Genomic DNA, 26414 nt, shown 5'->3' on the forward strand with positions numbered 1-26414 from the left:
GGAGGAATATAGTGTGTGAGAAATTCGATGAAAATCTCTGGCAGACAAATCTTTTGGATGATGTTCACATTTGAAGTGGGCCAATCACTCCTTCTAGTTATTCCAGCGACGATTCGCACTGCCAAACAAGATGCTTGGATCTCGCTCTTGATTGCAGGGTGTGCAGGGATTGCTCTTACTTTTTTGGCAACTACACTTGGCTCGCTTTATCCGAAGCAAACCCTAATTGAATTTAGTCAAACCATTCTTGGTAAATGGCTAGGAAAACTACTGATGATTCCTTACTTCTTTGGATGGTACATGATAATTTGGATAACGGTCCGTGAATTTGGTGAGTTCATTAGTATCGCTTTGTTTCATAATACACCTTTGTGGATTATTGTTTTTACTGCTATGTTATTGCTCATTTTTATCATTTATCAAGGTGGGGTGGAAGGTATTGGGCGCTTAAGTGAAATCATTGGTCCAATGGTACTTTTAATGATAACGTTTGTAATCATTTTGAATGTTGGTAATATGAATTTGGATTATATGCTTCCTATTTATCATGATTCTGGATGGTTTCCCATCCTTAAAGGTTCCTATACTCCTGTAGCCGCGTTTTTTGGAGAGTCTGTTATGATGACAATGTTCGTTTTCTTTATGGACAAACCCGAACAAGCGCCATCACGGGCGATGTGGGGAGTAGGACTGGCTGTTTTTATGGTAACGATTGGAACATTAGCGGTCATTTTAACATTTGGTCCGAATTTGCCTTCAAGTTTTTTGTATCCGGTTTACGATTTGAGCCGGTACATATCCGTCATGGAATTCATTCAAAATGTAGATATTCTGATTGTTATTATTTGGTTTTTTAGTATTTTTGTGAAATTGGCGTTATACATGTTCATAGCTTGTTATGGAACAGCACAAATTTTTCATTTGAAGGATTGGCGAAAAGTAGCTTTGATTCTTGCTCCTATTTCGTTCATCATAGCTGTGTCGGTTAAAAATATCCAGACATTTACTCATTATTACTACATACTTTTCGTAATTCCCATTGCATTTCCTATCTATGAACTAGGAATTCCCTTACTGTTATTGGTGGTTGGCAAAATTCGAAGGAAATATGCATAAACCCAATCGGTAATATGTTCGAATGAAGGTATGCTTCGTTTTTTGACTAAAATAAAAGGAGAAATAGCCTGCTCACAAGCGTAGGCTATTTCGTTATTTATGCATTGAAAGAACATGCGAATCATATAGAGTTTCTAAGACTTTCTATTGAAAAAAGGGAGTGTTTATGAAAAATCCAGTTTCATAGTATGTTTTATGTTTGGAGTAATTCATTCCCTATTGATCGTATTTAGTAGGATGCGTTAGAAAAACGGTCTTGGAAACCTTCTAGTATGACAATCAGAATTATATGGGCTGTATTTGTTACGTACTTATCCTAGAAAATATAGTATAAATTAAAGACGTAAATGAAAACTTGAGCATAATAAAAATGCTCGAGTTTTTATGTTGATTAATGATAATCTAAAATATAGAATATACACATCTTAGGGAGGTCATACATATGAAGAAATGGATAAAAATTATTTTGTACTCTTTATTAGGTATTTTACTTATGGGAAGCATTACTTTTTTTACTTGGTCCCAATTTACTTACAAACCAACGAAAGAGGCTTTGTCGTTAGTAGATGATAAAAAAGATGAAGATAATATAGTATTTGGACAGAAGGATGCTAAGGTAGGGATTATTTTTTATCAAGGAGCTAAAGTAGAAGCTGAGGCTTATAGTTACTTAGGAGAAGCTCTTGCAAAAGATGGGCATTTTGTAGTAATGCCTAAGTTACCATTAAACTTAGCGATACTTGGAATAAATGTAGTAGACAGTGTAATTGAACAGTATCCTGAAGTTCAAAAATGGTATGTTGCGGGGCATTCAATGGGCGGAGCTATGATTTCTAAGTATGCCTTTCAGAATGAAGATAAGGTAGACGGGATCATTTTCTTAGGCTCGTATCCTGCAGATGATTTCTCTACAAAATCGATTCCAATGTTATCTATTTATGGAGAAGTAGATGCTTTAGCAACTGTAGAAAAAATAGAGAACAATAAAAAGTTAATGTCAAAGAATACAACTATGCACATGATAAAAGGCGGAAACCATGCTCATTTTGGCATGTATGGTGAGCAAAAAGGTGATAATGCGAGCTTAATTACATCAAAAGCACAACGAGATGAAACAGTGAAAGTAATTGAACAATGGTTAGTGAAACAATGATAAGGAATTTAATAAATTTACTGAAAGAATTCTTCTTCCTTAAGATAGCCCAATGGTAGGTGGGAGAGGTGATCAAGAGCCAGCTCATACGAGTAGGCTCTTTTTATTTATCTGCTATCTCCAATTGTCCCTTTACTTTCCCTGGTATATCTTTTTCTGAAATAACGTCGTAAGAATACACATACTTTCCTTTTACATGAATTTTCAAGTAAGTTTTTCTTATAAAATCATTAGGAGTGCTAGTTCCTACTGTATATTCCTTCTCATTCCTTGATTCATCAACACCTTTTAGGGAGTACATAGCTCGTCCTTTATGATGATAATCTGGAACACCATATCCTTTCGCAATGGCATATACATTTTTTTCTTCAGCAATCGGATTAAATCTATCCAAATCCCCGCGTAATATGAAAGGTAATAAATATATCGGTAGGCCTAATCCTATTATGCAAAGTACAAATTTCTTCATGATTGTTTCTCCTCTTATTGTATTTACATTTTTGAGTATAGAAAAAAATTCTTATAAATATAGAGGGGAATTTCTTAAGGTTTTCTTAATAAAGTTTAACCGTGTGAAAAAAGATTAACTTGAGTATTAAGCTTACGGAATGAATAGCCAAATAACCTGTTTTCTTTATTTTTTGATGGTAGGTTATTTGGTTTTATATTGGTATGAGTGAATTGAGAAATAAGTGAGATTTAGGAACTAGAATAAATGTATCTTACAGTAATAAGAGAATTATCTAAATAAATTATAGTGAGAACAATTAAAGAAAGCATCTAGTGGGGTGCTTTTTCTTTTGGAATAGAGAATCCAATGGGGCAGTTACATGTAATGCAGCGCTGTGCTTCTATGTCATTGGAAAACCCAATGATAAAAAAGAGGCTTGCCTTCCAAACAAATTGTTATTTGTAACACTGTTATCAAAGCAAAGTTCTCATGACATCTCTTTGATATTCAAAAATATTAATAACCTATTGCATGAAGTTTTTTGAAAATTTAGGTTTAACATCTTTAAAATAGGTGTATTACATATTACATAACAACTAAATAAAAAATCTAAAGGAGGAAAAATACAATGCATAAGAATGAAAGAAAACCGGTGGTTCATGAATATCAAAATGAACAGGAAGTAGTTATGAAAGTAAAAGAGCTAGAATTGCAAGGGATTCGCCAAGATGACATTTATGTCTTGGCACATGAAAAACATCTAACAAAAAAGATTGCGGATGATACAAACATAAATACGATTGGAGTAAAAGAACAAGGAATGGGCACAAGTATTATCAACTTTTTCTCCAAAAAAGGGGACGAACTTCGAAATCAAATGGAGGAAATGGGGTTGTCGAAGGAGGAAGCTAACTTATATGAAGAAAAATTAGATCAAGGGAGAATTTTACTCCTAGTAACAGCTGAAACACCAACGGCGAGTGATAGGCAGCCACAAAATTATCATTCTCTCTAATAGATTGCAACATCTGATAAATAGATAAGTTAATTATTTTAGGTTGTAGCATGGAAGAAAATAAAAGTAGAGAAGGGTGAGAAAAATGAAACATACAATATTTAAATATGCTGTGATTGGGATTACGACCGGAGTTATGGTCTCTCTATTAAAAAAAGAAAATCGGAAAGCTATACAAACAAAAGGAAAAAGCGTAAAAGACAAACTACAAGAAGGAAGCATAAAGGAAACATTGGGGAAGGTAACTGAGACAAGTAAACAATTCTCTGTAACTGCAGCTAATGTTGCAAAACAAACATTACCACAACTGCTTACAGCCACACCAGTTGTCATTTCTACTATTAAAGATTTAACAGAAAATGAAAATGACAAAAAGAAAAAAGATGAAAAGAATTACGAAATCAATCAAAATAGTAAGGACATAGACGGTGAAAAAAAGAAAAATGAAAAGAAATATATGAAAGAAGGGAAAGAAGAGAGTGCTTAGATTTAATTCTAAAAAGAGAAAGTGAGGAAAAAAGTATGAAATCTCTGTATGCAATTGATGTAGGAATTGGCTTTACCAAACGGGCATATCGACAGGATGTAGATTCTGAGGTGACGATTAAGAGTGAAGCTTCCACACTAGCCCGTGTACCTAATCATGCTGAAAGTGAAGATTTAACAAAGGTAAGTTTTATAGACTTAGACTTTGCATACTACATGGGAAATGAAGCACATCAATCTGACGCTTCATTTCTTCCTCCATTTGACGAAGAAATAGAAAATTATTATGAAAGCGAACAGTTTAAACAACAAATATTTGGTTGCATTGCAAAGGATTATAAAGAAAATGTCGTGTTACCTTTAGTTGTTACCGGGCTTCCCGTTACTTGTTTTGGTAGTCAGCATGAGCAATTACAAAATGCATTAAAAAAAGAAACTTCCGTGCAAATTGATGGGAAATTTATTAATATTACGGTGGAAAATGCTTTGATTCTTCAGCAACCGGTCGCTTTACATGCCTATTTCTTAAAAGAGGGAATCATTCAGGAACAAGATCGTATCTTAATTATTGATGGTGGATTTCGTACATTAGAAATGACAGATATGAAACAGAATGTCATTTTAAATCATTATGAGACGGAACTAGGATGTAGCAAGCCTTTGAAAAATATTAAGAATATCCTGCAGAATCATGCGGGGGAAAGTAATCACTTGCATATTAACGACATGCCAAAAATATTAGAAAAAGGATATGGAGGTCGAGAAGAAAATCCTCAGACAAGTCAGGTTGATACTTTGATTCAAAAAGAGTTGGATACACACTTCCAAGACGTTATGCGTGTATTACAAGAACAATTTAAGTTAGACCAGTATGAAACTATTATTTGGACAGGAGGAATAGTAGATATCCACAAAAAACGAATTGAAAAAATGCAAGGTGAAATTTCTTCTTTCCGTATGGTAGACGCTTCGAAAGAGGCTGCACTTCATGGATACTATATGATTGGAAGTCAAGTATTTGACGACATCACCAATCAATCTGCATATGAATCCAAATTGTAATAACGACCGAAATGGAGTTCGTTGAATAGACGTGCCAAATTATGTGGTTTCTTTTCCACATATAAATAAGAAAAGATAAAAAGTGCTTGTATAGAGGAAATGTTTAAAATTGAGAATAAAAATAACTAATATATAGGGGGTCTTCCTTGTAACAGAAGAAGACCTCCTGTGCCATTTAGTTTTTGTAATTTAGAGGATCTAAAAACTTTTCCTCTAAGACATGAATACCTACATACAAATTTCATATTACGGATATTATTCGATCAAACATAAAACTATTCAGAAAGGAAGAATAATATGGAATGCATAAAAATGCCGAAATGGAATTGGTATCATGTGAAAACTAGTGAGCTTGAAAAACTTTCTTCTATAATCCCTCGTGATGTAACATCTTATTTCTCTCAATCTGTAAAGAAGATAAGTTCTCCTTGTGAAAATGGATTATATGTTTATACGTTATCACCAAGTCAAACTTGCGTATATGGTTCGTTTTTATATGATCAAAATAAAAAAGACGCCAAAATTCAAAAATTTCTTCATTATTTCGTAGCTCATGGAATACTGATAACGGTCCAAGAAAAAGAGGAAGAGGATTTTCAAGAATTAATACATAATTTCCCTATGGATATAAAAAATTTTAATAGTTCCGCTGAAGGACTATGTGCTATCTTATCAATATTTATATCTCACTATTTACGAAAGGTTGACTATTTTGAAAACAATTTCAGAAATGTGTTATGGGATTTTTATCATCATAATAACATAGCAGTTTTAGAAAGAATTTATCATATTCGTCATGAATTATTTATGAACACACATGTGTTTCGCTTAATACAAGAAGTGTTACAAGGCTTGGAGGAAGCTTGGTTAGAAAACCTAACAAACACCCTTTGTTATAAACAAACACACGTAAAATTAGAGCGTGGATTACAACTTGTTAAAGAGTACCAAGAAGAATTAGACACGATGATTCATTTACAAGAAGTTGTTTCTTCTCATCGTGGGAATGAAATTATGAAAGCTCTTACTGTATTAACTGCTGTAAGTACGCCTTTGACAGCCTTAGGAGCATTGTGGGGGATGAATTTTAAATACATGCCTGAACTAGAATGGAAATATAGCTATTTAATCGCTCTCCTATTTATTATTTTCACAACAGGGGGTATGTATTTGTATATGCGGGTCAAAGGATGGACAGGTGATTTATTACGAGTAAAGAAAAAGAAATCTTTTTTTAAATCTAATTAGTCCTGTTTTTAAAAATATGATAGATATTAACTAGAAATATGGTTAGTAATATTTATTAATAGGGGTAGTGCCACAACACCATCAAGCTAATATTTTGATGTCCCCAAAAACAAAAAGTTTATCTCTTCACAGTTAGTTGTCTATGAGAATTGAGTTCATTATTTTGTTTTTGGATATTTACTTTTCTTAGCTTGATGGCAATGTGGTTCTACCTCTTATAAATGTTACAAAAATCTTTCAAATAGCTCTAACTTGCACAATGCTTCCCGTTAATATAATACGCTGATTCTGTGAAAACCGTAAATACAACCTCTACTTCTGGAAGTCCAAAATCCATTACATATGTAGTAATGGCCTTGGCAAATCGATCACGAATTTCCTGTCCACGCTCGAACCATTTCACTTCAATAAGAGGAAACGCTTCTATTTCTTCTCCATTGAATACAAACGTAGAACTTGGTAGTTCCAACGTAAAATTATCCGTACCACACTCACAGATCTCTGCGAGTTCTTCTACTAATGGCTTGCTTATGCGTTTTAATTGTTCAGTAGTAATTCCACGAAACACAACATGCGGCATGTGAATCCCTCCGTTAGATAGCTTTATATTTGCTCACATCATAACACAATTTATTTTGCTGTACTAACATCTATTGGTACATTTCAATGACATTCTTAAGAATAATCATATGTTATTGAAGCAATACATGTATTGTAACTATTTAAAATATTTGAGAGCTCGGTAATTGGGTAAATAAAAAAGCCTTATCATTCTCCCTGTAAGGAGGCATGAGGGGGGCCTCTATTAGGAAAGGGATGGTGCGCTTATATATTTTAAAAAGAAAAGACACCCTAAGATGCCTTCCTCCGACTTGATAACCACTTTAATTTTAATAACATTGGATTCCCATCCGAATACTATTTTACCACGTTAAGTAATGTTGGTCATTGAGAAAGTCAAATACGTAGCGTTCATATATAGTGACCCCTAGGAGTATGCAAGATTTAATACAGTTTTTTTGTTGATCCAACAACAAAAAAGAACCATAAAACCGTGCCAGGATAGGAATGTATAAAAAATGCATAGCTCGATAGAAAAAGAAAGGAGGTTCCCTTGTAAGGGGAAGATTCCTCCTTGTCCTTACTACTGATAATGAGACGTTATGTTAACTTTACATGTATATGTTATACATCAAAACTTCTCATACAGCGTTCCCCCCCACATGGTACAATTAGGAAAAGGAGGAGGACTTCAAAATGATTTTAGAAGCAGTCATGTTGCAAGTAAAAGACGGTATGGAGACGGAGTATGAATCGGTATTTAAGCAAGCATCCTCAATCATCTCTTCCATGCAAGGATACATAAATCATGAATTACAACGCTGTATGGAGCGGAAAGGAAAATATTTGCTCCTTGTGCAATGGGAAACTTTAGAAGATCACACGATAGGATTTCGACAATCTGAACAATATCAAGAGTGGAAAGCATTATTGCATCACTTTTATGATCCATTTCCAACAGTTGAACACTTTGAGCGTGTAGAGTTATCACGAAACTGAACTTGACCGTCTATTAATACTTGAAAAGTATCTTCCAATAACGAAAATTATGTAAATAAGCTGTTCATATGGACAGCTTATTTTATTTTTCCGCATAGCGTAGGTTGTTTTGCAAAATACTGACAGTATCCCATGGAACATAAAAAAGTAACAAAATACTAAACTTTAGAAGTCAAATAAAGAATAATTGGGGTCTCGCCACATACCCATCAAGCTAAGAAAAGCAAATACCCCAAAACGAGAAATTTTGGGATATCACAAAGTTTTTAAATCGATGGCTAAGTATTGGAAATCAAATCATAATCCAGTCTTCCCAAAATTATTCAAAATATATGGCATAAAAATTAAAAAGAAGCCTAATATTACCATCAAAGAATTTAATGAAAATAAAGTAGATTGTTTAGCCCAAGCTGATCCAAAAATAATTACAAAAGTTACATCAGCTCCACGTAAAATAGACTTACAAATACATCGAGAACACTTAGAATTTGTTAAATTTTTTGAGGTTATTTAAAATGTAGATATGTTCCTTCCAAATGGAGGATTTCATATGTCCTCTCTAAAGAAAAGAGTTTACCGGCATTGGTAAACTCTTTTCTTTAGAGAATTATTGTTTTAAAATTTTTGAACTATAATAACTCCACTAATAACCAAAATGGCACCTAATAGTCTAGGGATATTCAGATGGTGTGTAGTAGCACCTATTAATCCAAAGTGGTCAATAAGAATGGAGATTATTATTTGTCCTGTAAGAATATAACCAACAGTAGCAGCAGAACCTATTCTAGGCATAAGTATAGTAGTCGCTAGTACATAAAAGGCACCTAATAATCCTCCAGTCCACATCCACCAAGGTGCTTCAAACCACTCCTTCTTTACCTGTATCCCATTCCCAAATAGCGATACAATAAATAAAACTAGAGCCCCCACAGTAAATGAAATAAATGAAGCTATTATAGGGGAACCAACTATAGTTCTCAATTGAGCGTTAACACTAAATTGAGTGGGAAGAGCCATTCCAGCTATTATAGCAAATAAAACTAAAATGATAGCCATTGAATAATTACCTCCTAATATATTACATTAAACTATCTCTTCAAGGTTAAAGTAGTTTTGAATTGGTTAATGTAATAATAAATTTGACAATAATTTAAGCAAAAATGTAATCCGTTACATTATGTCTAAATATTATAATTAAAATTGTAACGAAATCAGAAGTTCACCTTAGTGAAGTTCAATTTTAATCCTTTTTTTCTTAGCACCTTTGTTTTGGATTTTAAGGATCGAAAAATTCCCGATTTCAGTTGTGTTGTTAACGTGCGTTCCTCCACAAGCCTGTTCATCAATGTCATTTATTTGAACGAGTCGAATTTTATTAAGCGATGATGGAAGTAAGCTGATAACTGTTTTAATGATTCCATCTCTTTGCTCTGCTTCTTCTCTATCAATTATTTTCGTGTAAACATCATGCGATATCGTTAATAAATTCTTTAAAGATTGTTCTAGTTCCTCAAAGGGTATATCTTCTATAATTTCTGGTGAAAACGCTAACTCTAATCTTGCATGATCCCTTTCGATTTGACTACTAGTAGCTAAAGCATTGTAATGTTTATATAAATACCCTGAAATTACATGTAATAATGTATGATAACGCATATTTTGAAAACGCCAATCCCAATCGATTTGTAGTGTAACTCCTTGTTGTGAATCGAGTAGTGGACGATCAAGTTCATGTATGATTTCATTTTCTACTTTTTTTACTTTTAATACTTCATATATTTCGTTTCCTTGCTGAATTTTCCCAAAGTCACAAGGTTGTCCACCACCACCTGGATAAAAAATGGTTTGATTTAATACAATAAATCTTCCATCAATTGATATAATTTCTGCTTCGCATTCTTTTAAATAACTATTCTCTTCATATAGTAATATTGTCATTTTATTTAACTCCTTTTAGATTGAAAATGCAGTAATTCCAATAGTAAACGCAAATATAATTAAGATAATTCCTAAGCCACGATCAAACCAATGCATATTTTTTTGATAGATTTTTTTAAAGTAATTATTTGAAATTAATATCGCTAATAAAGTAAACCAAATTCCCACTACAATTATAATTTCACCACCATATATCCAACGCACCCAATTTGGTGTGTTAGTTCCAATGAATTGTGAAAATACACTTAAAAAGAATAATGGAGCTTTGGGATTTAATAGATTACACAAAAATCCTTCACGGAATCCCTGACCTAAAGAGCGTTTTGAACTTTGTTCAACATGTATTTCATTAGAACCTTCTGGATCTGCTTTCGAACGAATACCTTTCCAACCTAACCATAATAAATAGATGGCACCTAAAAGCTTAATAAAGTTAAAGATAACTGGCCATTTTTCTAATATGATGGTAAAGCCTAAAACTGTATAGGCTATATGAATAATTAATGCACTGGCAATACCAAGTGCTGTAGCTATACCGTGCTTTCTACCTATTCCTAAACTATTTTTCATAACTATTACAAAATCAGGTCCTGGTGATAAAGCAATTAGTATCCCAAGAAAAAAAACCTCTACATACATAATAAACTAACCTCATTTCTTTACATTTTGAACAATATAAGTCAATAAGTCATTACCTTGCCATAACGAATCAATCTGGTCTTTACCAAAATGATCTCCAACAACTTTCATCATCATATCGTGTCGAATATATTCCTTAGCTAGTAAAACCAACATTGGATCAGTAGTTTGAATAGCAAGTGGAATTTGACCATCAATAAAGCTTGCTATTAAAACTTCTTGATTATCCTGAATAACAATTGTTAATCTTTGTCCCATTCTCTGTTCTTCAATAGCACCGGCATAGTGGCGATGATAAAAAGCATTCCCGAAAGATGGTGTTTCTTGTTCCATAAATAACAATGAATACATTTGAATTCCCTTTTCTCGCTGTAATTCAGCAGAAGGACGTAATTCACCTAATTCCTCCTCCCATGCAGATAACCAAACTTCTTCATTTGCTTCCTCTATTAATTTTTGCATTGCACTAATGATATGCATACGCTCTTCAATATGCTTAATAACATTAACTTCCACTGGTTTTTCTATAGCTTGTAATTCATTTTCTAAAAGGCTAAGTGTTTCCTCTGTTTGCTTTTTTTTATTAATAATCAGCTTTTTTACAGACAATGGAATATAGGTTGGCGGTTCGGTTCGTAACTCTGTGATTGCTCCCTTAGTTACTAATTTTGAGATAACTGCATAAACCATTGAACGTGGTACACCACTTTTTTTGCTAATTTCATATCCATTTATAGATGGTTCCTTCAATAAAGTCATATACACTTTTGCTTCATTTTTTGAAAAACCAATTTCTTCAAATGTATTAATTAAATGTTCCATGTTAACCTCCCATAATAGTTGTAATATGTATTACTACTATAATTCAAAAGAAAATTGCAGTCAATAAAAATATATTGAGATAGAATTCTCACTATTAACAACAAATGATTTACTACATTACAAAGTGCTTCTTAGAATACATTTGAAACTCACCAGTAAAAATAATATATAAATTATTCCCAAAATCATAAGCTTTATTGGTGTTTTTAATAAATATAACTTTTTCATGCATATAAAATATGGTTAAGATATTTACACTGTAAAATTAAGTGATTTCAAGTGGGTTTTAATCGGATATTTTATAAAACAGAAAACTTTTTAAATAGAATAGAATCCATCTTGATTAACTTTTTTCAAAACAAATTCATCCCACTTAACGTAAAATGCGGATTTTGAAATATTTTGGGTCAAACTTTATTACAAACCGACAAGTATCTTTCGAAGATTTAATTATAGATGGTTTGATGTGTTCTAATGGGGAATACTTTATACTGAATGAAGATGAGTTACTGATGCCTTGCATGAATTTGAGAATGGCTGTGTTCACCAATCTCTTCAAACTTGGGTGCCACCCCATGCCCCATCAAGCGAAGTTAAAATCATACCCTCAAAATAAAAAAACGCTATACTTATCGTAAGAAATTTATGAGAAAGGATGGTGTTTTTAATGAATCCTATTATTTCAAATGAACTGAATCTTTTCGCACAAGAGCTACATTACTTTTTATCTCCAGTAGTCCTACAAGATATCGCCAAACAAGTTGGCTTTGTACAAAGATCTAGTAAGTATCAAGCAAACGAACTCATTGCCCTTTGCGTATGGCTTAGTCAAGAAATTGCTAGCACATCACTTGCACAATTGTGTGGTCAGTTAGAAGTTTCCACTGGGGTACTTATAAGCCCAGAAGGACTGAATCAACGCTTTAATCCAGCAGCCATCGCATTTCTTCGAGAAGTCTTTACTTCTCTTCTCACACAAAAACTCTGTTCAAATCACTCACTTTCTGCACACGTGATCTCTACTTTTAATCGTATCCGTATTTTAGATGCAACAGTGTTTCAACTGCCTGACCATTTCGCCACTGACTATCAAGGTTCAGGTGGTAGTAGTAATACCGCAGGCGTGAAAATCCAATTGGAATATGATTTACTTAGTGGTCAATTTCTTAACGTGCAGCTTGGACCAGGAAAGAATAATGATAAAACATACGGTACTATCTGCCTTGAAACCGTAGAAGCGGGCGATTTGTGTTTACGTGATCTTGGTTACTTCGATTTAGGAGACTTACAAACCATTCATGATAAAAAGGCCTATTATATCTCGAGGTTGAAGTTGAATACACGCATTTATATCAAGAACCCTGAACCAGAATACTTCAACAATGGTACGTTAAAAAAGCAGACAGAATACATCCATCTTGATATGACACAAATGATGTCTGGTCTAATCCCTGGTGAAACGATAGAAATCCCCGAGGCATACATTGGCCAAAATCAGAAACTTCCATCACGTGTTATTATCCATCGTTTAACCGATGAGCCAACGCAAACACGTCTGAAAAACCAAGCGATACGTGAAAAGAAGAAAGGTATTGTCATGAAGGATAAAAGTAAACGTTTAATGGGCATGAATGTATATATCACGAACACGTCGCTAGAAGAAGTACCGAAGAATTACGTGCATTCATTATATTCACTTCGTTGGCAGGTTGAAATTTTGTTTAAAACGTGGAAGTCATTCTTTGAGATTGATGAATGTAAAAAAATTAAAAGAGAACGCCTAGAGTGTCATTTATATGGACAACTCATCGGCATTCTCCTCTGTTCTTCTACGATGTTTCAAATGCGACAGTTTCTGCTTGAAAAGAAAAAGCAGGAGCTGAGTGAATACAAAGCGATTTATATGATTAAAGATTACTTTCCTTTACTGTTTCAAGCGATTGCCGTTGGCGCAGAAGAACTTTTAAAAATTCTGCATCGCCTTTATCAGCTGCTCAAAAAGAACGGTCGTAAATGTCATCGGTATAAGAAGATGACCGTCTTTGATATTCTAGGGATTGTGTATAAAACGACAGTGAAGCATAGACAAGCTGCCTAGCGAAAAAATCGCGTTTTAATAGGCTTCTTTAGCATGCCTACTTTTTTATCACTTGCTAGTTTTGAAACAAGAATCATTTCGCATCTAGTAATTTACTTGGTTAGCTTGATGGGTATGGGGTCTCGCCAACATAACGCGAATTTCGTACGCTAAAGAATTACTAAGTTAAAAACTGTTTTTTTCGGTACGTTAACAAAGTTCCATTTAAAATTGTCGTTTTACACCTTCACATTTTTGAGGAAGAATTTTTTTGTCAGAAAACAATAAAATTTTATTAATTTTTATAATTAGTTGAATTTTTATAGAAATAATTCTCTTAATATATTAAAATAACATCGTATTATGTCAGATTTTAATTAGGGGAGAGAAATTTTATGTTGAAAAAAATTATTCCAGTTGCTTTAGCACTAAGTACAGTTACTTTTACTAGTGTATTTGCTGCGCCTTCAGCCCAAGCAAATACAGGACCAAACCGCTACATAGATGTGCAAATGCTCGGTATTAACGATTTTCATGGGCAACTAGACACTGTAAAAAAAATTAACAATAAAGATGCAGGGGGAATTGAGTACTTAGGGGCTTATTTACGTGATCGTGAAAAACAAAATCCGAATACATTAAAGGTACATGCTGGCGATGTTGTTGGAGCAAGTACTCCTGTTTCAGCATTATTACAAGACGAACCTACGATTGAATTTCTAAATGATTTGAAATTCGATGTTGGAACTATAGGGAATCATGAATTTGATGAAGGTGTTGCGGAAATGAACCGCCTTATTTATGGTGGGTACCATGAGAAAACAGGGAATTTTAAAGGAGCAAAATTCCCATATGTTGCTGCAAATTTCTATAATAAATCCACCGGTCGTTTATTTTTACCACCATTCACTATAAAAAAGGTACAGGGAGTTCCTGTTGGATTTATAGGAGTCGTAACAACGGATGTTCCTAACCTTGTTATGCCTACTATGCTAAAGAATGTAGAAATTACAGATGAAGTTGAAGCTATTAACAAATCCGTAAAGCAATTACAAAAACTAGGCGTTAAATCTATCGTTGTTCTTGCACATAACGGAGGTACAACAGATGGGAACGGCGTAACAAATGGTGATATCGTCCGATTAGCAAATGAGACTGATCCAGAAGTCGATGTTATTTTTGGTGGGCATAGCCACACTTATGTAAATGGAACTGTTAATAATAAACTTGTCGTACAAGCAAATTCTTATGGTATGGCTTTTGCTGATGTTGATGTAAAGATTGATCGTAAAACACAAGATATTGTTGAGAAAAAAGCAGAAATTGTTACAACTTACCATGAAGGCATGGAGCCTGATAAAAAAATAAAGAAGAAGATGGAGAAATATCAAGCGAAAATCGCACCTCTTGTCAATGAAGTTGTAGGTAAGTCTATTGCTCCACTAGATCGTAAACTCAATACGGCTGGTGAATCTACTCTCGGAAATTTAGTTGCTGATGCCCAGCGTGCAACAATGCAATCCCAAATTGCACTTATGAATCCTGGTGGTATTCGTAATGACTTAGATGCTGGTGATATTACATGGGGAGAGATATATGGTATTCAACCATTCGGAAATCAATTAATAAAAGTAAATTTAACAGGTCAAGACATTCGTGATATTTTAAATCAACAATGGCAAAAAGACATAACAAGAATGCTTCAAATTTCAGGGATCCAATACACTTGGGATGCGAACAAACCTAATGGAGAAAAAGTAACAAGTATTTGCTTAACAAATGGAGAAGAAATTATTCCTTCTAAAACTTACAGCGTTGTTGCGAACGCATTTCTAGCTTCAGGTGGAGATGGATTTGTATCCTTTAAAAACGGTAAAGATGCTGAAACAGGACCAACTGATTTTGAAGCATTAGTAGATTATATAAAAAAATCAAAAGAACCAATTCAGTCTATTATTGATGGAAGAATTCAAAAAATAAATTAGTTTTTTATTAATCTCAAAAACAAATAGATTACCTGTACACTATACTTTTTAGTGTGCAGGTAATCTATTTGTTGTGGATTTGGAATAAAGTCTTACTGTGGCCAATGGGTATACCGTCTAGATGCAGAGTGCCGAAAAAAATGAAGTAAACAAAAAATCACCCCTAAACTAACCCTATGATAAAGAGAATACATTGCAAAAAAACAAAATTTGGAACTTCCTATTAGCCCAATATTAACTACACTACAATGGATTGAAGCTCATGTAGTTTTATATTCGTATGAGTGAATTAAGGATTTCTTAAGAACCTATTAAGAAACAAGTGAGTTTTAGGAACTAGAATAAATGTATCTTAACAGTAATAAGGGAGTTAATGGTTTTAACGGAAGTCCTTATATTATGTTGAAAATTAATAAAGATGTATTTCAGGAGGTTTTTATGAAAAAGAAAATGATTATTGCAATTGTTGCTTCTGCTATAACTTTCACTAATTTTGTAGGAAGTACTTATGCAGATTCGAAAACAGAAGTTTCTGTTACAGCTCCATACAATACAAATCAAATAGCGGAATGGTTAGAAGCACATGCAAAGCCTTTAAAAACAACTAATCCAACTGCATCTCTTAATGATTTAAAACCACTTAAGAATATGGTAGGTTCAGCTTCAATCGTAGGTTTAGGTGAAGCTACGCATGGGGCTCATGAAGTTTTTATGATGAAACACCGTATTGTTAATTACTTAGTATCTGAAAAGGGCTTTACTAATTTAGTTTTAGAAGAGGGATGGGACAGAGCTTTGGAACTTGATAGATATGTTCTTACTGGTAAGGGAAACCCAATCCAACATCTATCACCTACATTTAAAACGAAAGAAATGTTGGATTTACTTGATTGGATTCGGCAATATAATGCTAATCCAAAACATAAATCTAAAGTGCGTGTCATCGGGATGGATATTCAATCAGTAAATGAGAATGTTTATAATAATATAATAGAATATGTAAAGAGAAACAATTCAGATCTTGTGCCTAGAGTAGAAGAGAAGGTAGAAGGTCTTATTCCTGTAACGAAGGATATGGATACCTTTGGCAGTCTTACGAAAGAAGAAAAGGAAAAGTATATTTCAGACGCTAAACAAATCATTGCTTTATTAGAAAAAAATAAAAGTTATTTAAATGGAAAATCGACAGAATTCGCATGGATAAAGCAAAATGCTCGTATTATTGAACAATTTACTACAATGTTAGCGTCATATCCTGATAAACCATCGGACTTTTATTTGAAACATGATATTGCAATGTATGAAAATGCGAAGTGGACTGAAGAACATTTAGGAAAAACTATTGTATGGGGACATAATGGACACGTTTCGAAAACAAATCTGATTCCTTTTATATACCCTAAAGTAGCTGGGCAGCATTTAGCAGAATACTATGGGAAACGGTATGTATCTATTGGAACATCAGTTTATGAAGGACAATATAATGTTTATAATAGTGACGGTGAATTTGGCCCTTATGGAACATTAAAATCAGATGATCCAAACAGTTATAACTACATCTTCGGACAAGTTAAAAAAGATCAATTTTTTATTGATTTACGTAAGGCGAACGGAGTGACAAAAACTTGGTTAAACGAACAACATCCAATTTTCGCTGGAATAACTAGGGAAGGTCCTGATATACCAAAAACTGTTGATATATCATTAGGTAAATCATTTGATATACTTGTTCAAATTCAAAAAGTGAGTCCATCTCAACTGCATCAATAAAATTAGAATAATGTGCCTAAATGAAAACGTGAGAAGTGTTTCATATAACACTATGAAATTTGTGTTAATAGAACAAGGAGAATAATCGTATTAGAAAAAATGGAAATTTAACCTGTTAAGACTAAAATGAATCTTCAATATTTAAAGCGCAAAAAAACACCGAAGCGACATCGGTGTTTTTTTGCGCTTTCGGGCACAGATGCTACTTCAATCCTATCATTATAGAAACGATTTCGAATGTAAGGAATTCGTAAGGGATAGGTAAGGAAAAAGAGATTTTCATTGTGTAGGATAAAAATATAAGGAGGCGTGAAGGGGGATAAGTACGGCCTACATATAAAACAATCAGTAACAAGAGTGTTTTGTGAAAATAATGAGTATAATGATTCCAAATGCATTGTTGCCTTTTCATCATTGGGAGAATGGATAGCTGTGTGGTTCGCATATGACACAGCTATCAACTATCTATACAATTTTAATAGAAGAGAGGAATTCTTTATGAAAACACGCAGTAAAATTACATGTGCAAGTCTAGCACTTTTAATAGCTGGAAGTTCCCTGTTATACATAACACCAGCCTCAATTGTAAAAGCAGAGCCCACGCAAAATGTATCTAGTTCGTTACAAACAAGTACTCAAAGCGATCGTACTTCCGTTAAGAAAGCAATGCGGGATACACTGCAACTAGGATACCCGGGAATACTCGCTCAAATTTCTAAGGGGGGTAAAACTTGGAGTTATACCGCTGGGGTAGCAGATCTGAGAACTAAGAAACCAATGAAAGCAGATTTTCGCTTTCGTATTGGCAGTGTAACGAAAACGTTCATTGCAACAGTTCTACTTCAATTAGCTGGAGAGAACCGCTTAAATCTAGACGACTCCATTGAAAAATGGATGCCTGGTGTCATTCAAGGAAACGGATATGATGGTAACCAGATTACTATCCGGCAGATATTGAATCATACAAGTGGTATTGCTGACTATATAAATTCAAAAGACTTTGATATTATGGATACAAAAAAATCGTATACGGCTGAAGAATTCGTAAAGATGGGGATTTCTCTTCCCCCAGACTTTGCCCCAGGAAAGGGTTGGTCTTATTCAAACACAGGATACGTAGTACTGGGGATCCTTATTGAAAAAGTAACTGGAAACAGCTATGCGGAAGAGGTTGAAAATCGGATTATTGAACCGCTTGATTTGTCAAATACATTCTTACCCGGCAATTCAAGCGTTATTCCAGGCACCAAGCATGCCCGTGGCTATATCCAACTAGACGGAGCAAGTGAGCTAAAAGACGTTACTTATATTAACCCAGGTAGCTCGGATGGAGATATGATTTCTACTGCTGACGACTTAAACAAATTCTTCTCTTACTTACTCAGTGGCAAATTACTGAAGGAACAGCAATTAAAACAAATGCTTACTACAGTTCCTACAGAAAGAGAAGGAACCGGATATGGTCTTGGAATCTTTGAAACTAAGCTTCCAAACGGTGTCTCGGTATGGGGACACAGAGGTGGCGTTCTAGGGTTTTCCACTTTTGCTGGTGGAACAATTGGAGGCAAACATACATTTGCTATCAATTCGAACAGTTTAAACATTAATAATCCGGAATTTTTTAAAAACATTTTACTTGCTGAATTTAGCAAGTAGGCAAAAAGGAAAAACGGATAAATTTTGTTATTTGTAATTAGTATAGAGGGGATTAAGTATGTAGAAACAATCAAACCAATCATGAGAGATGGGTAAGTAAAAGGATTGGTTTATACATTGGCCGATTAAAAGAGCAACAGATATAATGAGTGATTATTGTGTATATACTATTGTATTTGTATGGGTATTGTAAGTAATTGTAAAATTTGTATAAAGTGCGAAGTCTAATTTAAGACTTCGTACTTTTGCTGTTTAACAGCTTTTATTGTGAAGCTATTAACGATAGAAAAAAGGAGAATGTAACTAGTTATGCGGATGAATCTTGGTACATGCGCTATGTAGGAGATTTTGCTGAAAAAATATACAAGAAAAAATCAAATTTAGAAGAATATATGTATTAGAGACAAGAAAGCTGAAGTAAATTAAAAATCTTTGCTTTTTTTGTTTTGGGAATAGTATTTTATTATCTTCACACATATAAGAAACAAAGGAATTTATATAAATTATGTTTTGATAATAAGGGTTTAATTGGTTTGTTTTGGTAGTTTTATGCTTATGAGTTATTTGGAATTCTAGCGGTTTTGTATACATAGTTTTTCTTGCCTTAATTGATAGCGCACAGATATAGCGGTTATTTTAACCAAAATTTTCATAAAAATACCTTCAAAAAGAACATAAGTTCGTGTATAATGAGAACAAACGTTCTTTCATTGGAGGGTGATAACCTTGTATGATTATTCTCTTTTACCGAATCGTATTATTCTTTGTGTAGATCTTCGTAGCTTTTATGCAAGCGTATCATGTATAAAAAAAGGACTTGATCCACGATATACAAAATTAGCTGTAGTAGGAGATATAAACCGCAGTGGATCAATCGTATTAGCAGCAACACCGCCACTAAAAGCATTAGGAATTAAGAAAATGGCACGGTTGTACGAAATACCGAAGCGGCCAGATATTATTATTGTGAATCCAATTATGCATACGTATATGAAATGTTCAACTTACATAACCGGTTTAGCTTTACAGTATGTTGCACCGGAAGATTTTCATCAATATAGTATCGATGAGTTTTTCATGGATATGACTGCAAGTATTCATTTGTTTGCGAGTAATCCGTGTGAGTTTGCATTAAAGTTCAAGCGAGAAATATATGAACGTACACGGATCGAAAGTACGATTGGTATTGGGCCAAATTTATTATTGAGTAAAGTAGCGATGGATGTAGAAGCGAAAAAGAATAGAGATGGAATAGCGCAGTGGACATATGACGATATACCCGAGAAGTTATGGAGTATTAGACCGCTCAGTAAATTTTGGGGTATATCGTATAAAACGGAAATGAAATTGAATCGAAAAGGTATACATACGATTGGGGATTTAGCGCAGTACCCGTTGAAGTATTTAAAGCAATCATTTGGTGTAATAGGAGAAGAATTACATTTACATAGTAACGGGATTGATTTTAGCAGAATAGCAGAGAAATATGTTCCAGCAACAAAGTCTATAGCGAAAAGCCAAATATTATTTCGTGATTATTCAATAGAAGAATTCATCGTTATTTTGTTAGAGCATGTAGAAGAAGTTTGTTACAGATTGAGAAGAGAAAAGAAATACGCGCAAACGATTCATTTTTCAGTTGGATATAGTAGGGAATATGGGGGAGGAATAAAAAAAGCACATACGTTAAACAGAGCAACAAATTTAACGATGGACATTTACAACGTTTGTATATATTTTTTATACGAACGGCATACAGGAGAGCCGATTCGGTCGATAAGTCTTTCCTTAACAAATTTAATACGGGAAGGAGAAGAGCAAATTTCGCTTTTCGATAACATTATACAAAGAGAAAAAGAAATGAGATTAACGAAGGTTATGGACGAAATTCGAACACGATTTGGTAAGAACAGTATTTTACGTGGGATTTCTTACACAAGCGTCGCAACAGCAAGATATAGAAACACATTATTAGGAGGGCACAAATCGTGAGAAATGCTAATATGCCAAAAGGAAGAGGAATGGTAAAGTGGCAACCGTTTGCTAGTATGCCAGAGCAGTTCGCCTGTATTAAAGAAATGATACAGGGGCAAACAAAAGTCACGCGTCCCATCTTAACGCAAGATGCAAAAGAAATGATTGAAAACAAGCTGTTAATCTCATATTTAGGTGAGGAAGAGATTTTACTTACATATTATAGAGGTGGATACTTATATAAAAATTACATAACTGTAGTTGATATAAATCCCTTGAATGGGTTGATTACTTGCACGGATGCTTTTTGTAATAAGAAGATTTTTAAGTTTGGTGATGTAATTGAAATTGATTAGAACTTTTTAGCTGATGTATTTTTGTACTATTTACAAAGAAATGCTCATTTACTTCAAGTGTTATTTCTATTTTTATGCAAAACCCAAAGTTACAAAAGAAGTTCATAATATAAAGTGTAAGTACCATGGGTTTTCAAGTTATAAAACACGTACTTCCGACTAATATATTAAAACTTAAAGAACCTAAAAAATAAGAATGATCACTACTAAATAGGCATTCAAAATACGAATTCATATTTTGAATGCCTATTTGAAAATTTTCGAAGTCAATATAGTTTGTGTCAAACATTGAAGAATCCTTTTATAGGTGTAAAAATATATATATTTCTCATGTATCTGTCCCTGAAATGAATGGGTATTTCATCTATATTCTAAGTAATATTTTCTGTTAAGTAAAAAAGAACCCTAAGGTTCTTTTTGTTTTTATGTTATTGTTTGTTACTTATAAGTACAATGTAATTTTTTATTTAAAAAGCATTGGTAAAAATCCAATAATGTCGAAAGCAAGGTGGCAAATCCAACTTACCCAAACACTCTTTGAATTTTTCCATATATAATTCAGTAATAACCTAACAGGGACTATAGTTATCAATAATTGCATTGGCACGAAACCATAAGCAGGAATATGCCACAAGGCAAACAGAACGCTACATATTATTGATGCTGTACCAAATTTTAATCCTAATTTTTGTAATGCGATGATTATGTTAGTACATAGCAATTCTTCACCCATTAACATGAATGGTACACGGGTCAAAATCATCGAAACGCTTATTACTTGAGCAACAGAATTTGTAGTTGGAGGTTCAAAAATATAGTTATATAGTGTGCCTGAACCCATGCCCACTATGATTGTTAAAGGTAAACCCCAGAGTAATGTTTTAAATTTAAAATGTTTGAATTGCTCTAAAGATATTTTCCCTAAAAAATAGTATCCTATAATTCCACATAATACAAGATTCCATGAAGCTTCAAGAATCATTTCTAATAATTCAGGTATATTACCTACTATAAGTGCAATACATTGATATACAATTCCTGAAATAATTAATAATCCTAAAGCCAAAAGAGATTTTGAATCAATTTTCTTTTTTGTTTCTATAATCTTTGTTTCCACAACAACCCCTTCTTTCTTATTATTTCATTAATTACAAATATATAATAACATATATTATCCCTAATTAATGGTAATTCAGAAGGGTGCCATAACTTTTGTATAATAGCGTTGTATAAATGCAGTAAAGCGATTTTTTAAACAAACTTAATAGGCTTATTTAGCATGCCTACTTTTTTATCGTTGCTAGTATGCCAGAGCAGTTCGCCTGTATTAAAGAAATGATACATGAGCAAACGAAAGTCCCGCGTCCAATCTTAACGCAAGATGCAAAAGAAATGATTGAAAATAAGCTGTTAATTTTGTATTTAGGTGAGGAGAAGGTTTTACAATACATAGTATAGTGGTGGCTACTTATATAAAAATTACATAACTGTAGTTGATATAAATCCATTAAATGAGTCGATTACTTGTACACGGATGCTTTTCATAATCAAAGAATGTTTAAGTTTTGTGATGTAGTTGAAGTGAATTAGAGGGGGAGGAATATCTCTTCCTAACTTAATTATATCATGTAAATCAAGTTCGAAATAGACTGTTTATTCGTATTGACTCCTGCTACAATCAAGTACACATGCAAAGTAAGGAGAGATGTTACATGAGTTCTTTCGTTCTCGATTTTCAGGAAATAGGAAAAACGCAGCTTTCACTCGTTGGTGGAAAAGGTTTGAATTTAGGGAAGTTATCTAACATTCAAGGGATACAAGTGCCAGAAGGATTTTGTATTACAACGGTAGGGTATGAAAAGGCTATCGAGCAAAATGAAGAGCTTCATACTTTGTTGCAGCAACTAACAAAGTTAAAAATGGAAGAGCGCGCTCAAATTGGTGAAATTAGTAAGAAGATCAGAGAAGTCATTATGGCAGTAGAAATCCCTTCTGATGTAGTGGAAGCGGTAGCTCATTATCTCTCACGTTTTGGAAATGAACATGCGTATGCCGTGCGTTCTAGTGCTACGGCTGAAGATTTACCGTATGCCTCGTTTGCTGGTCAACAAGATACGTATTTAAATATTATTGGAGAAGAAGCGGTTTTGCAGCATGTAAGAAAGTGCTGGGCTTCTTTATTTACAGAGCGAGCAGTTATGTACCGCATGCAAAATGAATTTGAACATAATCAAGTTTCTATATGTGTTGTCGTTCAAAAAATGGTTTTCCCTGAGGCTTCGGGAATTTTATTTACTGCTGATCCGGTTACTTCTAACCGAAAGGTAGTATCAATTGATGCCAGTTTTGGACTTGGTGAGGCATTAGTATCAGGACTGGTTTCTGCTGATAATTATAAAGTAAAAGAAGGCGAAATTACTGAAACGATAATAGCGACTAAAAAAGTAGCTATTTATGCATTAAAAGAGGGCGGAACGGAGACGAAACAGATTGATCCAGCTCAGCAAAAGCTTCAAACTTTGTCTGAACAACAAATTTTACAACTAGCAAGTATCGGAAGACAAATTGAAGCTTATTTTGGTTGTCCGCAAGATATTGAATGGTGTTTAGTAGATGATACATTTTATATTGTCCAAAGTCGCCCAATCACGACTTTATATCCAATACCAGAAGTAAATGATGAGGAAAATCATGTGTATGTATCGGTTGGTCACCAGCAAATGATGACTGATCCTTTGAAGCCATTAGGAATGTCTTTATTCCAGTTAACATCTTTTGGACAGAGGTTTCAAGCTGGAGGAAGGTTGTTTGTTGATGTTGCACAAAGATTGGCTTCGCCTACTAGTAGAGAACTTTTATTAAATATGATAGGGAATTCGGAACCGCTTATTAAAGATGCATTGACGACTGTAGTCGAGCGAGATGATTGTATTACATTGTTACCAGAGGATGAAAAAGAGAAGAGCGTTGGTAAAAGTGGTCCACCTGCAAGTTCGCAGCCACAAATCGAAAACAATCCAGCAATCGTTACGGATTTAATAAAGAAGAATCAATCATCAATCGAAGAGTTAAAACGAAACATGCAAATGAAATCAGGGGTGGATGTACTTGATTTTATTTTGGAAGATATTCAGCAATTAAAGAAAATATTATTTGATCCGCAAAGTATGGCTGTCATTATGGCAGGTATGGATGCTTCAACATGGATCAATGAAAAGATGGAGCAATGGCTAGGCGAAAAGAATGCAGCAGACGCGCTTTCTCAATCGGTACAAAATAATATTACGTCTGAAATGGGGCTAGTATTACTAGACGTTGCAGATGTAATTCGTCCGTACCCAAAAATTATTGCGTATTTACAACATGTAGAAAATGATAACTTTTTAGATGAATTAGTTCAATTTAAAGGCGGAGAAAAAGCTCGAGATGCCATCTCTGCTTTTCTAAATAAATACGGAATGAGATGCAGCGGAGAAATCGACATTACGAAAACGCGCTGGAGTGAAAAGCCAACAACCATTGTCCCAATGATTTTAAATAATATAAGAGACTTTGAAGCTGGCGCTAGTAAACGGAAGTTTGAAGAAGGACTACAGGAAGCTTTGAAAAAAGAAGAGGAGTTAGTAGATCGATTGCAGCATTTGCCGGAAGGTAAACAAAAAGTAGAAGAAACGAAGCGAATGATTCGCAACATCCGTAATTGTATCGGTTATCGTGAATATCCAAAATACGGCATGATTAATCGTTATTTCATATATAAGCAGGCATTATTGAAAGAAGCTGAGCAACTTGTGCAGAGCGGGGTCATTCATGAAGTCGATGATATATACTACCTAACTTTTGAAGAACTTCACGAAGTCGTCCGCACAAATAAACTAGATTACGAGCTTATTCATCAACAAAAAAATGAGTACAAATTATATGAAAAACTAACGCCTCCCCGCGTTATGACGTCTGATGGAGAAATTATTACAGGTAAGTATAAACGAGAAAATCTTCCAGTTGACGCGATTGTAGGTCTGCCTGTTTCTTCAGGAGTTATAGAGGGGAGAGCTCGCGTTATTTTAAACATGGAAGAAGCGAATTTAGAAGAGGGAGATATATTAGTTACTGCTTTTACTGACCCTGGCTGGACACCGTTATTTGTTTCTATAAAAGGGTTAGTTACCGAAGTTGGCGGACTTATGACTCACGGAGCAGTAATTGCACGTGAATATGGATTACCAGCAGTTGTTGGGGTAGAGAATGCTACGAAATTAATAAAAGATGGGCAACGAATTCGGGTACATGGAACAGAAGGGTATATTGAAGTGTTGTAATGAAACAAAAGATCATCCGCTATTATAGTGGATGATCTTTTGTTATATAGCGGACTTATTTCTTCAAGCCAGCCGCATAAAAAGGCCCATGAACGGCGATTGTTGATAAAATGCGAGCAATTTCCTCAGGTGTTTCTTTTTGCCCGTTATTTAACCATTGCTGAATAACACCTATATGAGCAGATGCCATATAAGAAGTTAAGTATTGGCTTGGGACGAGTAAATTCTCCTTATTAATGAGAGCACCATTCGTATCTTCAAATAATGTTTTCCACATAAAGTCTTTCAGTTTTGTTTGGAAAGATAAATCTCCTTTTGGGCTAAGTACAGCTTTCATAAAATCACTATTTTCATTTAGAAATTCAAGAATAGAAGTAATAAGCATAAACGGCATTGTTGGGGAAGGATTTGACCCAAGATCAGCAATAACTTCAGGCAATCTCTGTTTTGCAATGCTAGAAAACTCATACATAATTTCTTCTTGGCATTTCGTCATTAAATCAAATTTATCTTGATAATGCGCATAGAAAGTACCGCGATTCATGTTTGCTTTCGTTGTAATATCTTTCACTGTAATGGCGTCAAAACCTTTTTCTTCAATTAATTCGACCAATGCATTTCGTATCGCAGTTTTCGTACGAATAACGCGTAAATCTAAATTACTATCACGCAAAGTATGTCCCTCCTTCATTTTAGCCAACACATTTCAAGGATGTGTCTTATAACCGACACATTCACGATTTTTGATTATTGTATAAGGTTCAACTCGAACATATAATTCAAATAT

23 protein-coding genes and 3 pseudogenes are annotated in these 26414 nt (G+C 34.0%); 17 read left to right on the forward strand and 9 right to left on the reverse strand.

From position 1 onward, the window contains the following. Positions 1 to 27 precede the first annotated feature (27 nt). Both AC3WTA_RS23320 and AC3WTA_RS23325 read left to right on the forward strand, forming a co-directional pair. Positions 28 to 1116: a GerAB/ArcD/ProY family transporter gene (locus AC3WTA_RS23320; protein ID WP_033659202.1), complete on the forward strand. Its 1089-nt coding sequence runs from the start codon at positions 28 to 30 to the stop codon at positions 1114 to 1116. Positions 1117 to 1558: 442 nt separating this feature from the next. Beyond that, entirely contained in the window at positions 1559 to 2269 is a 711-nt protein-coding gene (locus AC3WTA_RS23325; protein ID WP_000758811.1) for an alpha/beta hydrolase, read from the forward strand. A 103-nt stretch (positions 2270 to 2372) separates the two neighbouring features. Here the strand turns inward: AC3WTA_RS23325 and AC3WTA_RS23330 are convergent, their stop codons facing one another. Together AC3WTA_RS23330 and AC3WTA_RS23335 are read right to left on the reverse strand one after the other, a co-directional pair. After that, positions 2373 to 2738, reverse strand: coding sequence for a YxeA family protein (locus tag AC3WTA_RS23330; RefSeq protein WP_000714942.1), 366 nt, complete (start codon positions 2736 to 2738; stop codon positions 2373 to 2375). A gap of 394 nt (positions 2739 to 3132) precedes the next feature. Continuing rightward, a pseudogene (locus AC3WTA_RS23335) lies at positions 3133 to 3237 on the reverse strand (acyl dehydratase); the annotation flags it as partial. A gap of 111 nt (positions 3238 to 3348) precedes the next feature. Here AC3WTA_RS23335 and AC3WTA_RS23340 point away from each other — a divergent pair. The 4 genes from AC3WTA_RS23340 (at position 3349) to AC3WTA_RS23355 (ending at position 6531) form a co-directional block, all read left to right on the forward strand. Then, positions 3349 to 3735 carry a YflT domain-containing protein gene (locus AC3WTA_RS23340; protein ID WP_000549435.1) on the forward strand — a complete coding sequence of 129 codons (387 nt, stop codon included), beginning with the start codon at positions 3349 to 3351 and terminating at the stop codon, positions 3733 to 3735. A gap of 85 nt (positions 3736 to 3820) precedes the next feature. Continuing rightward, complete coding sequence (locus AC3WTA_RS23345; protein ID WP_000683229.1) at positions 3821 to 4222, forward strand: hypothetical protein; 402 nt, start codon at positions 3821 to 3823, stop codon at positions 4220 to 4222. Positions 4223 to 4257: 35 nt separating this feature from the next. Then, positions 4258 to 5283, forward strand: a complete 1026-nt coding sequence (locus tag AC3WTA_RS23350) for a ParM/StbA family protein (RefSeq protein ID WP_000839473.1) — start codon at positions 4258 to 4260, stop codon at positions 5281 to 5283. 297 nt (positions 5284 to 5580) lie between these two features. Continuing rightward, a complete protein-coding gene (locus AC3WTA_RS23355) occupies positions 5581 to 6531 on the forward strand; it encodes a magnesium transporter CorA family protein (protein WP_088107330.1) in 951 nt (316 codons plus the stop codon). Positions 6532 to 6778: 247 nt separating this feature from the next. Here the strand turns inward: AC3WTA_RS23355 and AC3WTA_RS23360 are convergent, their stop codons facing one another. Next, positions 6779 to 7111, reverse strand: coding sequence for a DUF1904 family protein (locus tag AC3WTA_RS23360; RefSeq protein ID WP_001120967.1), 333 nt, complete (start codon positions 7109 to 7111; stop codon positions 6779 to 6781). 677 nt (positions 7112 to 7788) lie between these two features. Here AC3WTA_RS23360 and AC3WTA_RS23365 point away from each other — a divergent pair. Further along, complete coding sequence (locus tag AC3WTA_RS23365) at positions 7789 to 8091, forward strand: antibiotic biosynthesis monooxygenase family protein (protein ID WP_000599695.1); 303 nt, start codon at positions 7789 to 7791, stop codon at positions 8089 to 8091. A gap of 274 nt (positions 8092 to 8365) precedes the next feature. Continuing rightward, positions 8366 to 8605 carry a hypothetical protein gene (locus AC3WTA_RS23370; RefSeq protein ID WP_050822695.1) on the forward strand — a complete coding sequence of 80 codons (240 nt, stop codon included), beginning with the start codon at positions 8366 to 8368 and terminating at the stop codon, positions 8603 to 8605. 101 nt (positions 8606 to 8706) lie between these two features. Here AC3WTA_RS23370 and AC3WTA_RS23375 read toward each other — a convergent pair whose 3' ends face one another. The 4 genes from AC3WTA_RS23375 to AC3WTA_RS23390 form a co-directional block, all read right to left on the reverse strand. Continuing rightward, entirely contained in the window at positions 8707 to 9147 is a 441-nt protein-coding gene (locus AC3WTA_RS23375; protein WP_000974756.1) for a DMT family transporter, read from the reverse strand. Positions 9148 to 9315: 168 nt separating this feature from the next. Continuing rightward, positions 9316 to 10029, reverse strand: coding sequence for an alanyl-tRNA editing protein (locus AC3WTA_RS23380; RefSeq protein ID WP_078183329.1), 714 nt, complete (start codon positions 10027 to 10029; stop codon positions 9316 to 9318). Positions 10030 to 10044: 15 nt separating this feature from the next. Further along, complete coding sequence (locus AC3WTA_RS23385) at positions 10045 to 10668, reverse strand: LysE family transporter (protein WP_078183330.1); 624 nt, start codon at positions 10666 to 10668, stop codon at positions 10045 to 10047. 12 nt (positions 10669 to 10680) lie between these two features. Continuing rightward, complete coding sequence (locus AC3WTA_RS23390) at positions 10681 to 11490, reverse strand: TrmB family transcriptional regulator (protein WP_492333040.1); 810 nt, start codon at positions 11488 to 11490, stop codon at positions 10681 to 10683. Positions 11491 to 11885: 395 nt separating this feature from the next. On the opposite strand from AC3WTA_RS23390, the pseudogene AC3WTA_RS23395 reads away from it, so the two are divergent. The 7 genes and pseudogenes from AC3WTA_RS23395 to AC3WTA_RS23425 form a co-directional block, all read left to right on the forward strand. Continuing rightward, positions 11886 to 12046 (forward strand): annotated as a pseudogene (locus AC3WTA_RS23395) (ribonuclease FAU-1 family protein); the annotation flags it as partial. A 111-nt stretch (positions 12047 to 12157) separates the two neighbouring features. Then, positions 12158 to 13588, forward strand: coding sequence for an IS4 family transposase (locus AC3WTA_RS23400; protein ID WP_078183332.1), 1431 nt, complete (start codon positions 12158 to 12160; stop codon positions 13586 to 13588). A gap of 374 nt (positions 13589 to 13962) precedes the next feature. Then, the gene (locus AC3WTA_RS23405) at positions 13963 to 15552 is read left to right on the forward strand and encodes a bifunctional metallophosphatase/5'-nucleotidase (protein ID WP_000913763.1); all 1590 of its coding nucleotides are present in this window, start codon (positions 13963 to 13965) and stop codon (positions 15550 to 15552) included. A gap of 438 nt (positions 15553 to 15990) precedes the next feature. Then, on the forward strand, positions 15991 to 17322 hold the full coding sequence (locus tag AC3WTA_RS23410) for an erythromycin esterase family protein (protein ID WP_000728375.1): 1332 nt from the start codon (positions 15991 to 15993) through the stop codon (positions 17320 to 17322). Between the two features lie 498 nt (positions 17323 to 17820). Next, positions 17821 to 18978 (forward strand): serine hydrolase domain-containing protein, encoded by a 1158-nt coding sequence (locus AC3WTA_RS23415; RefSeq protein WP_002096487.1) that lies wholly within the window; start codon positions 17821 to 17823, stop codon positions 18976 to 18978. A gap of 726 nt (positions 18979 to 19704) precedes the next feature. Next, positions 19705 to 20970: a Y-family DNA polymerase gene (locus AC3WTA_RS23420; protein WP_000272617.1), complete on the forward strand. Its 1266-nt coding sequence runs from the start codon at positions 19705 to 19707 to the stop codon at positions 20968 to 20970. Then, a complete protein-coding gene (locus AC3WTA_RS23425; RefSeq protein ID WP_001243173.1) occupies positions 20967 to 21308 on the forward strand; it encodes a YolD-like family protein in 342 nt (113 codons plus the stop codon). Before AC3WTA_RS23420 ends, AC3WTA_RS23425 begins: the two co-directional genes overlap by 4 nt. Before the next feature lie 463 nt (positions 21309 to 21771). Here the strand turns inward: AC3WTA_RS23425 and AC3WTA_RS23430 are convergent, their stop codons facing one another. Then, positions 21772 to 22425 (reverse strand): CPBP family intramembrane glutamic endopeptidase, encoded by a 654-nt coding sequence (locus AC3WTA_RS23430; RefSeq protein WP_000448284.1) that lies wholly within the window; start codon positions 22423 to 22425, stop codon positions 21772 to 21774. Between the two features lie 188 nt (positions 22426 to 22613). Between AC3WTA_RS23430 and AC3WTA_RS23435 the strand changes: the two are divergent. Beyond that, positions 22614 to 22898, forward strand: a pseudogene (locus AC3WTA_RS23435) (YolD-like family protein). Positions 22899 to 23020: 122 nt separating this feature from the next. After that, entirely contained in the window at positions 23021 to 25627 is a 2607-nt protein-coding gene (gene ppsA, locus AC3WTA_RS23440) for a phosphoenolpyruvate synthase (protein ID WP_000094224.1), read from the forward strand. A 55-nt stretch (positions 25628 to 25682) separates the two neighbouring features. On the opposite strand, the gene AC3WTA_RS23445 is transcribed toward ppsA, so the two are convergent. Next, positions 25683 to 26300, reverse strand: a complete 618-nt coding sequence (locus AC3WTA_RS23445; RefSeq protein WP_001205679.1) for a TetR/AcrR family transcriptional regulator — start codon at positions 26298 to 26300, stop codon at positions 25683 to 25685. Between the last annotated feature and the right edge of the window lie 114 nt (positions 26301 to 26414).

Source organism: Bacillus sp. EB106-07-01-XG149, from assembly GCF_058791555.1.

What these genes read in the sequence shown, in the direction of transcription:
- AC3WTA_RS23325 (WP_000758811.1), top strand. Translation starts at nt 1,559, where the DNA reads ATGAAGAAATGGATAAAAATTATTTTGTACTCTTTATTAGGTATTTTA.
- AC3WTA_RS23385 (WP_078183330.1), bottom strand. Translation starts at nt 10,668, where the DNA reads ATGTATGTAGAGGTTTTTTTTCTTGGGATACTAATTGCTTTATCACCA.
- AC3WTA_RS23405 (WP_000913763.1), top strand. Translation starts at nt 13,963, where the DNA reads ATGTTGAAAAAAATTATTCCAGTTGCTTTAGCACTAAGTACAGTTACT.
- AC3WTA_RS23360 (WP_001120967.1), bottom strand. Translation starts at nt 7,111, where the DNA reads ATGCCGCATGTTGTGTTTCGTGGAATTACTACTGAACAATTAAAACGC.
- AC3WTA_RS23375 (WP_000974756.1), bottom strand. Translation starts at nt 9,147, where the DNA reads ATGGCTATCATTTTAGTTTTATTTGCTATAATAGCTGGAATGGCTCTT.
- AC3WTA_RS23400 (WP_078183332.1), top strand. Translation starts at nt 12,158, where the DNA reads ATGAATCCTATTATTTCAAATGAACTGAATCTTTTCGCACAAGAGCTA.
- AC3WTA_RS23415 (WP_002096487.1), top strand. Translation starts at nt 17,821, where the DNA reads ATGAAAACACGCAGTAAAATTACATGTGCAAGTCTAGCACTTTTAATA.
- AC3WTA_RS23330 (WP_000714942.1), bottom strand. Translation starts at nt 2,738, where the DNA reads ATGAAGAAATTTGTACTTTGCATAATAGGATTAGGCCTACCGATATAT.
- AC3WTA_RS23410 (WP_000728375.1), top strand. Translation starts at nt 15,991, where the DNA reads ATGAAAAAGAAAATGATTATTGCAATTGTTGCTTCTGCTATAACTTTC.
- AC3WTA_RS23365 (WP_000599695.1), top strand. Translation starts at nt 7,789, where the DNA reads ATGATTTTAGAAGCAGTCATGTTGCAAGTAAAAGACGGTATGGAGACG.
- AC3WTA_RS23320 (WP_033659202.1), top strand. Translation starts at nt 28, where the DNA reads ATGAAAATCTCTGGCAGACAAATCTTTTGGATGATGTTCACATTTGAA.
- AC3WTA_RS23345 (WP_000683229.1), top strand. Translation starts at nt 3,821, where the DNA reads ATGAAACATACAATATTTAAATATGCTGTGATTGGGATTACGACCGGA.
- AC3WTA_RS23380 (WP_078183329.1), bottom strand. Translation starts at nt 10,029, where the DNA reads ATGACAATATTACTATATGAAGAGAATAGTTATTTAAAAGAATGCGAA.
- AC3WTA_RS23370 (WP_050822695.1), top strand. Translation starts at nt 8,366, where the DNA reads ATGGCTAAGTATTGGAAATCAAATCATAATCCAGTCTTCCCAAAATTA.
- AC3WTA_RS23350 (WP_000839473.1), top strand. Translation starts at nt 4,258, where the DNA reads ATGAAATCTCTGTATGCAATTGATGTAGGAATTGGCTTTACCAAACGG.
- AC3WTA_RS23340 (WP_000549435.1), top strand. Translation starts at nt 3,349, where the DNA reads ATGCATAAGAATGAAAGAAAACCGGTGGTTCATGAATATCAAAATGAA.
- ppsA (WP_000094224.1), top strand. Translation starts at nt 23,021, where the DNA reads ATGAGTTCTTTCGTTCTCGATTTTCAGGAAATAGGAAAAACGCAGCTT.
- AC3WTA_RS23390 (WP_492333040.1), bottom strand. Translation starts at nt 11,490, where the DNA reads ATGGAACATTTAATTAATACATTTGAAGAAATTGGTTTTTCAAAAAAT.
- AC3WTA_RS23355 (WP_088107330.1), top strand. Translation starts at nt 5,581, where the DNA reads ATGGAATGCATAAAAATGCCGAAATGGAATTGGTATCATGTGAAAACT.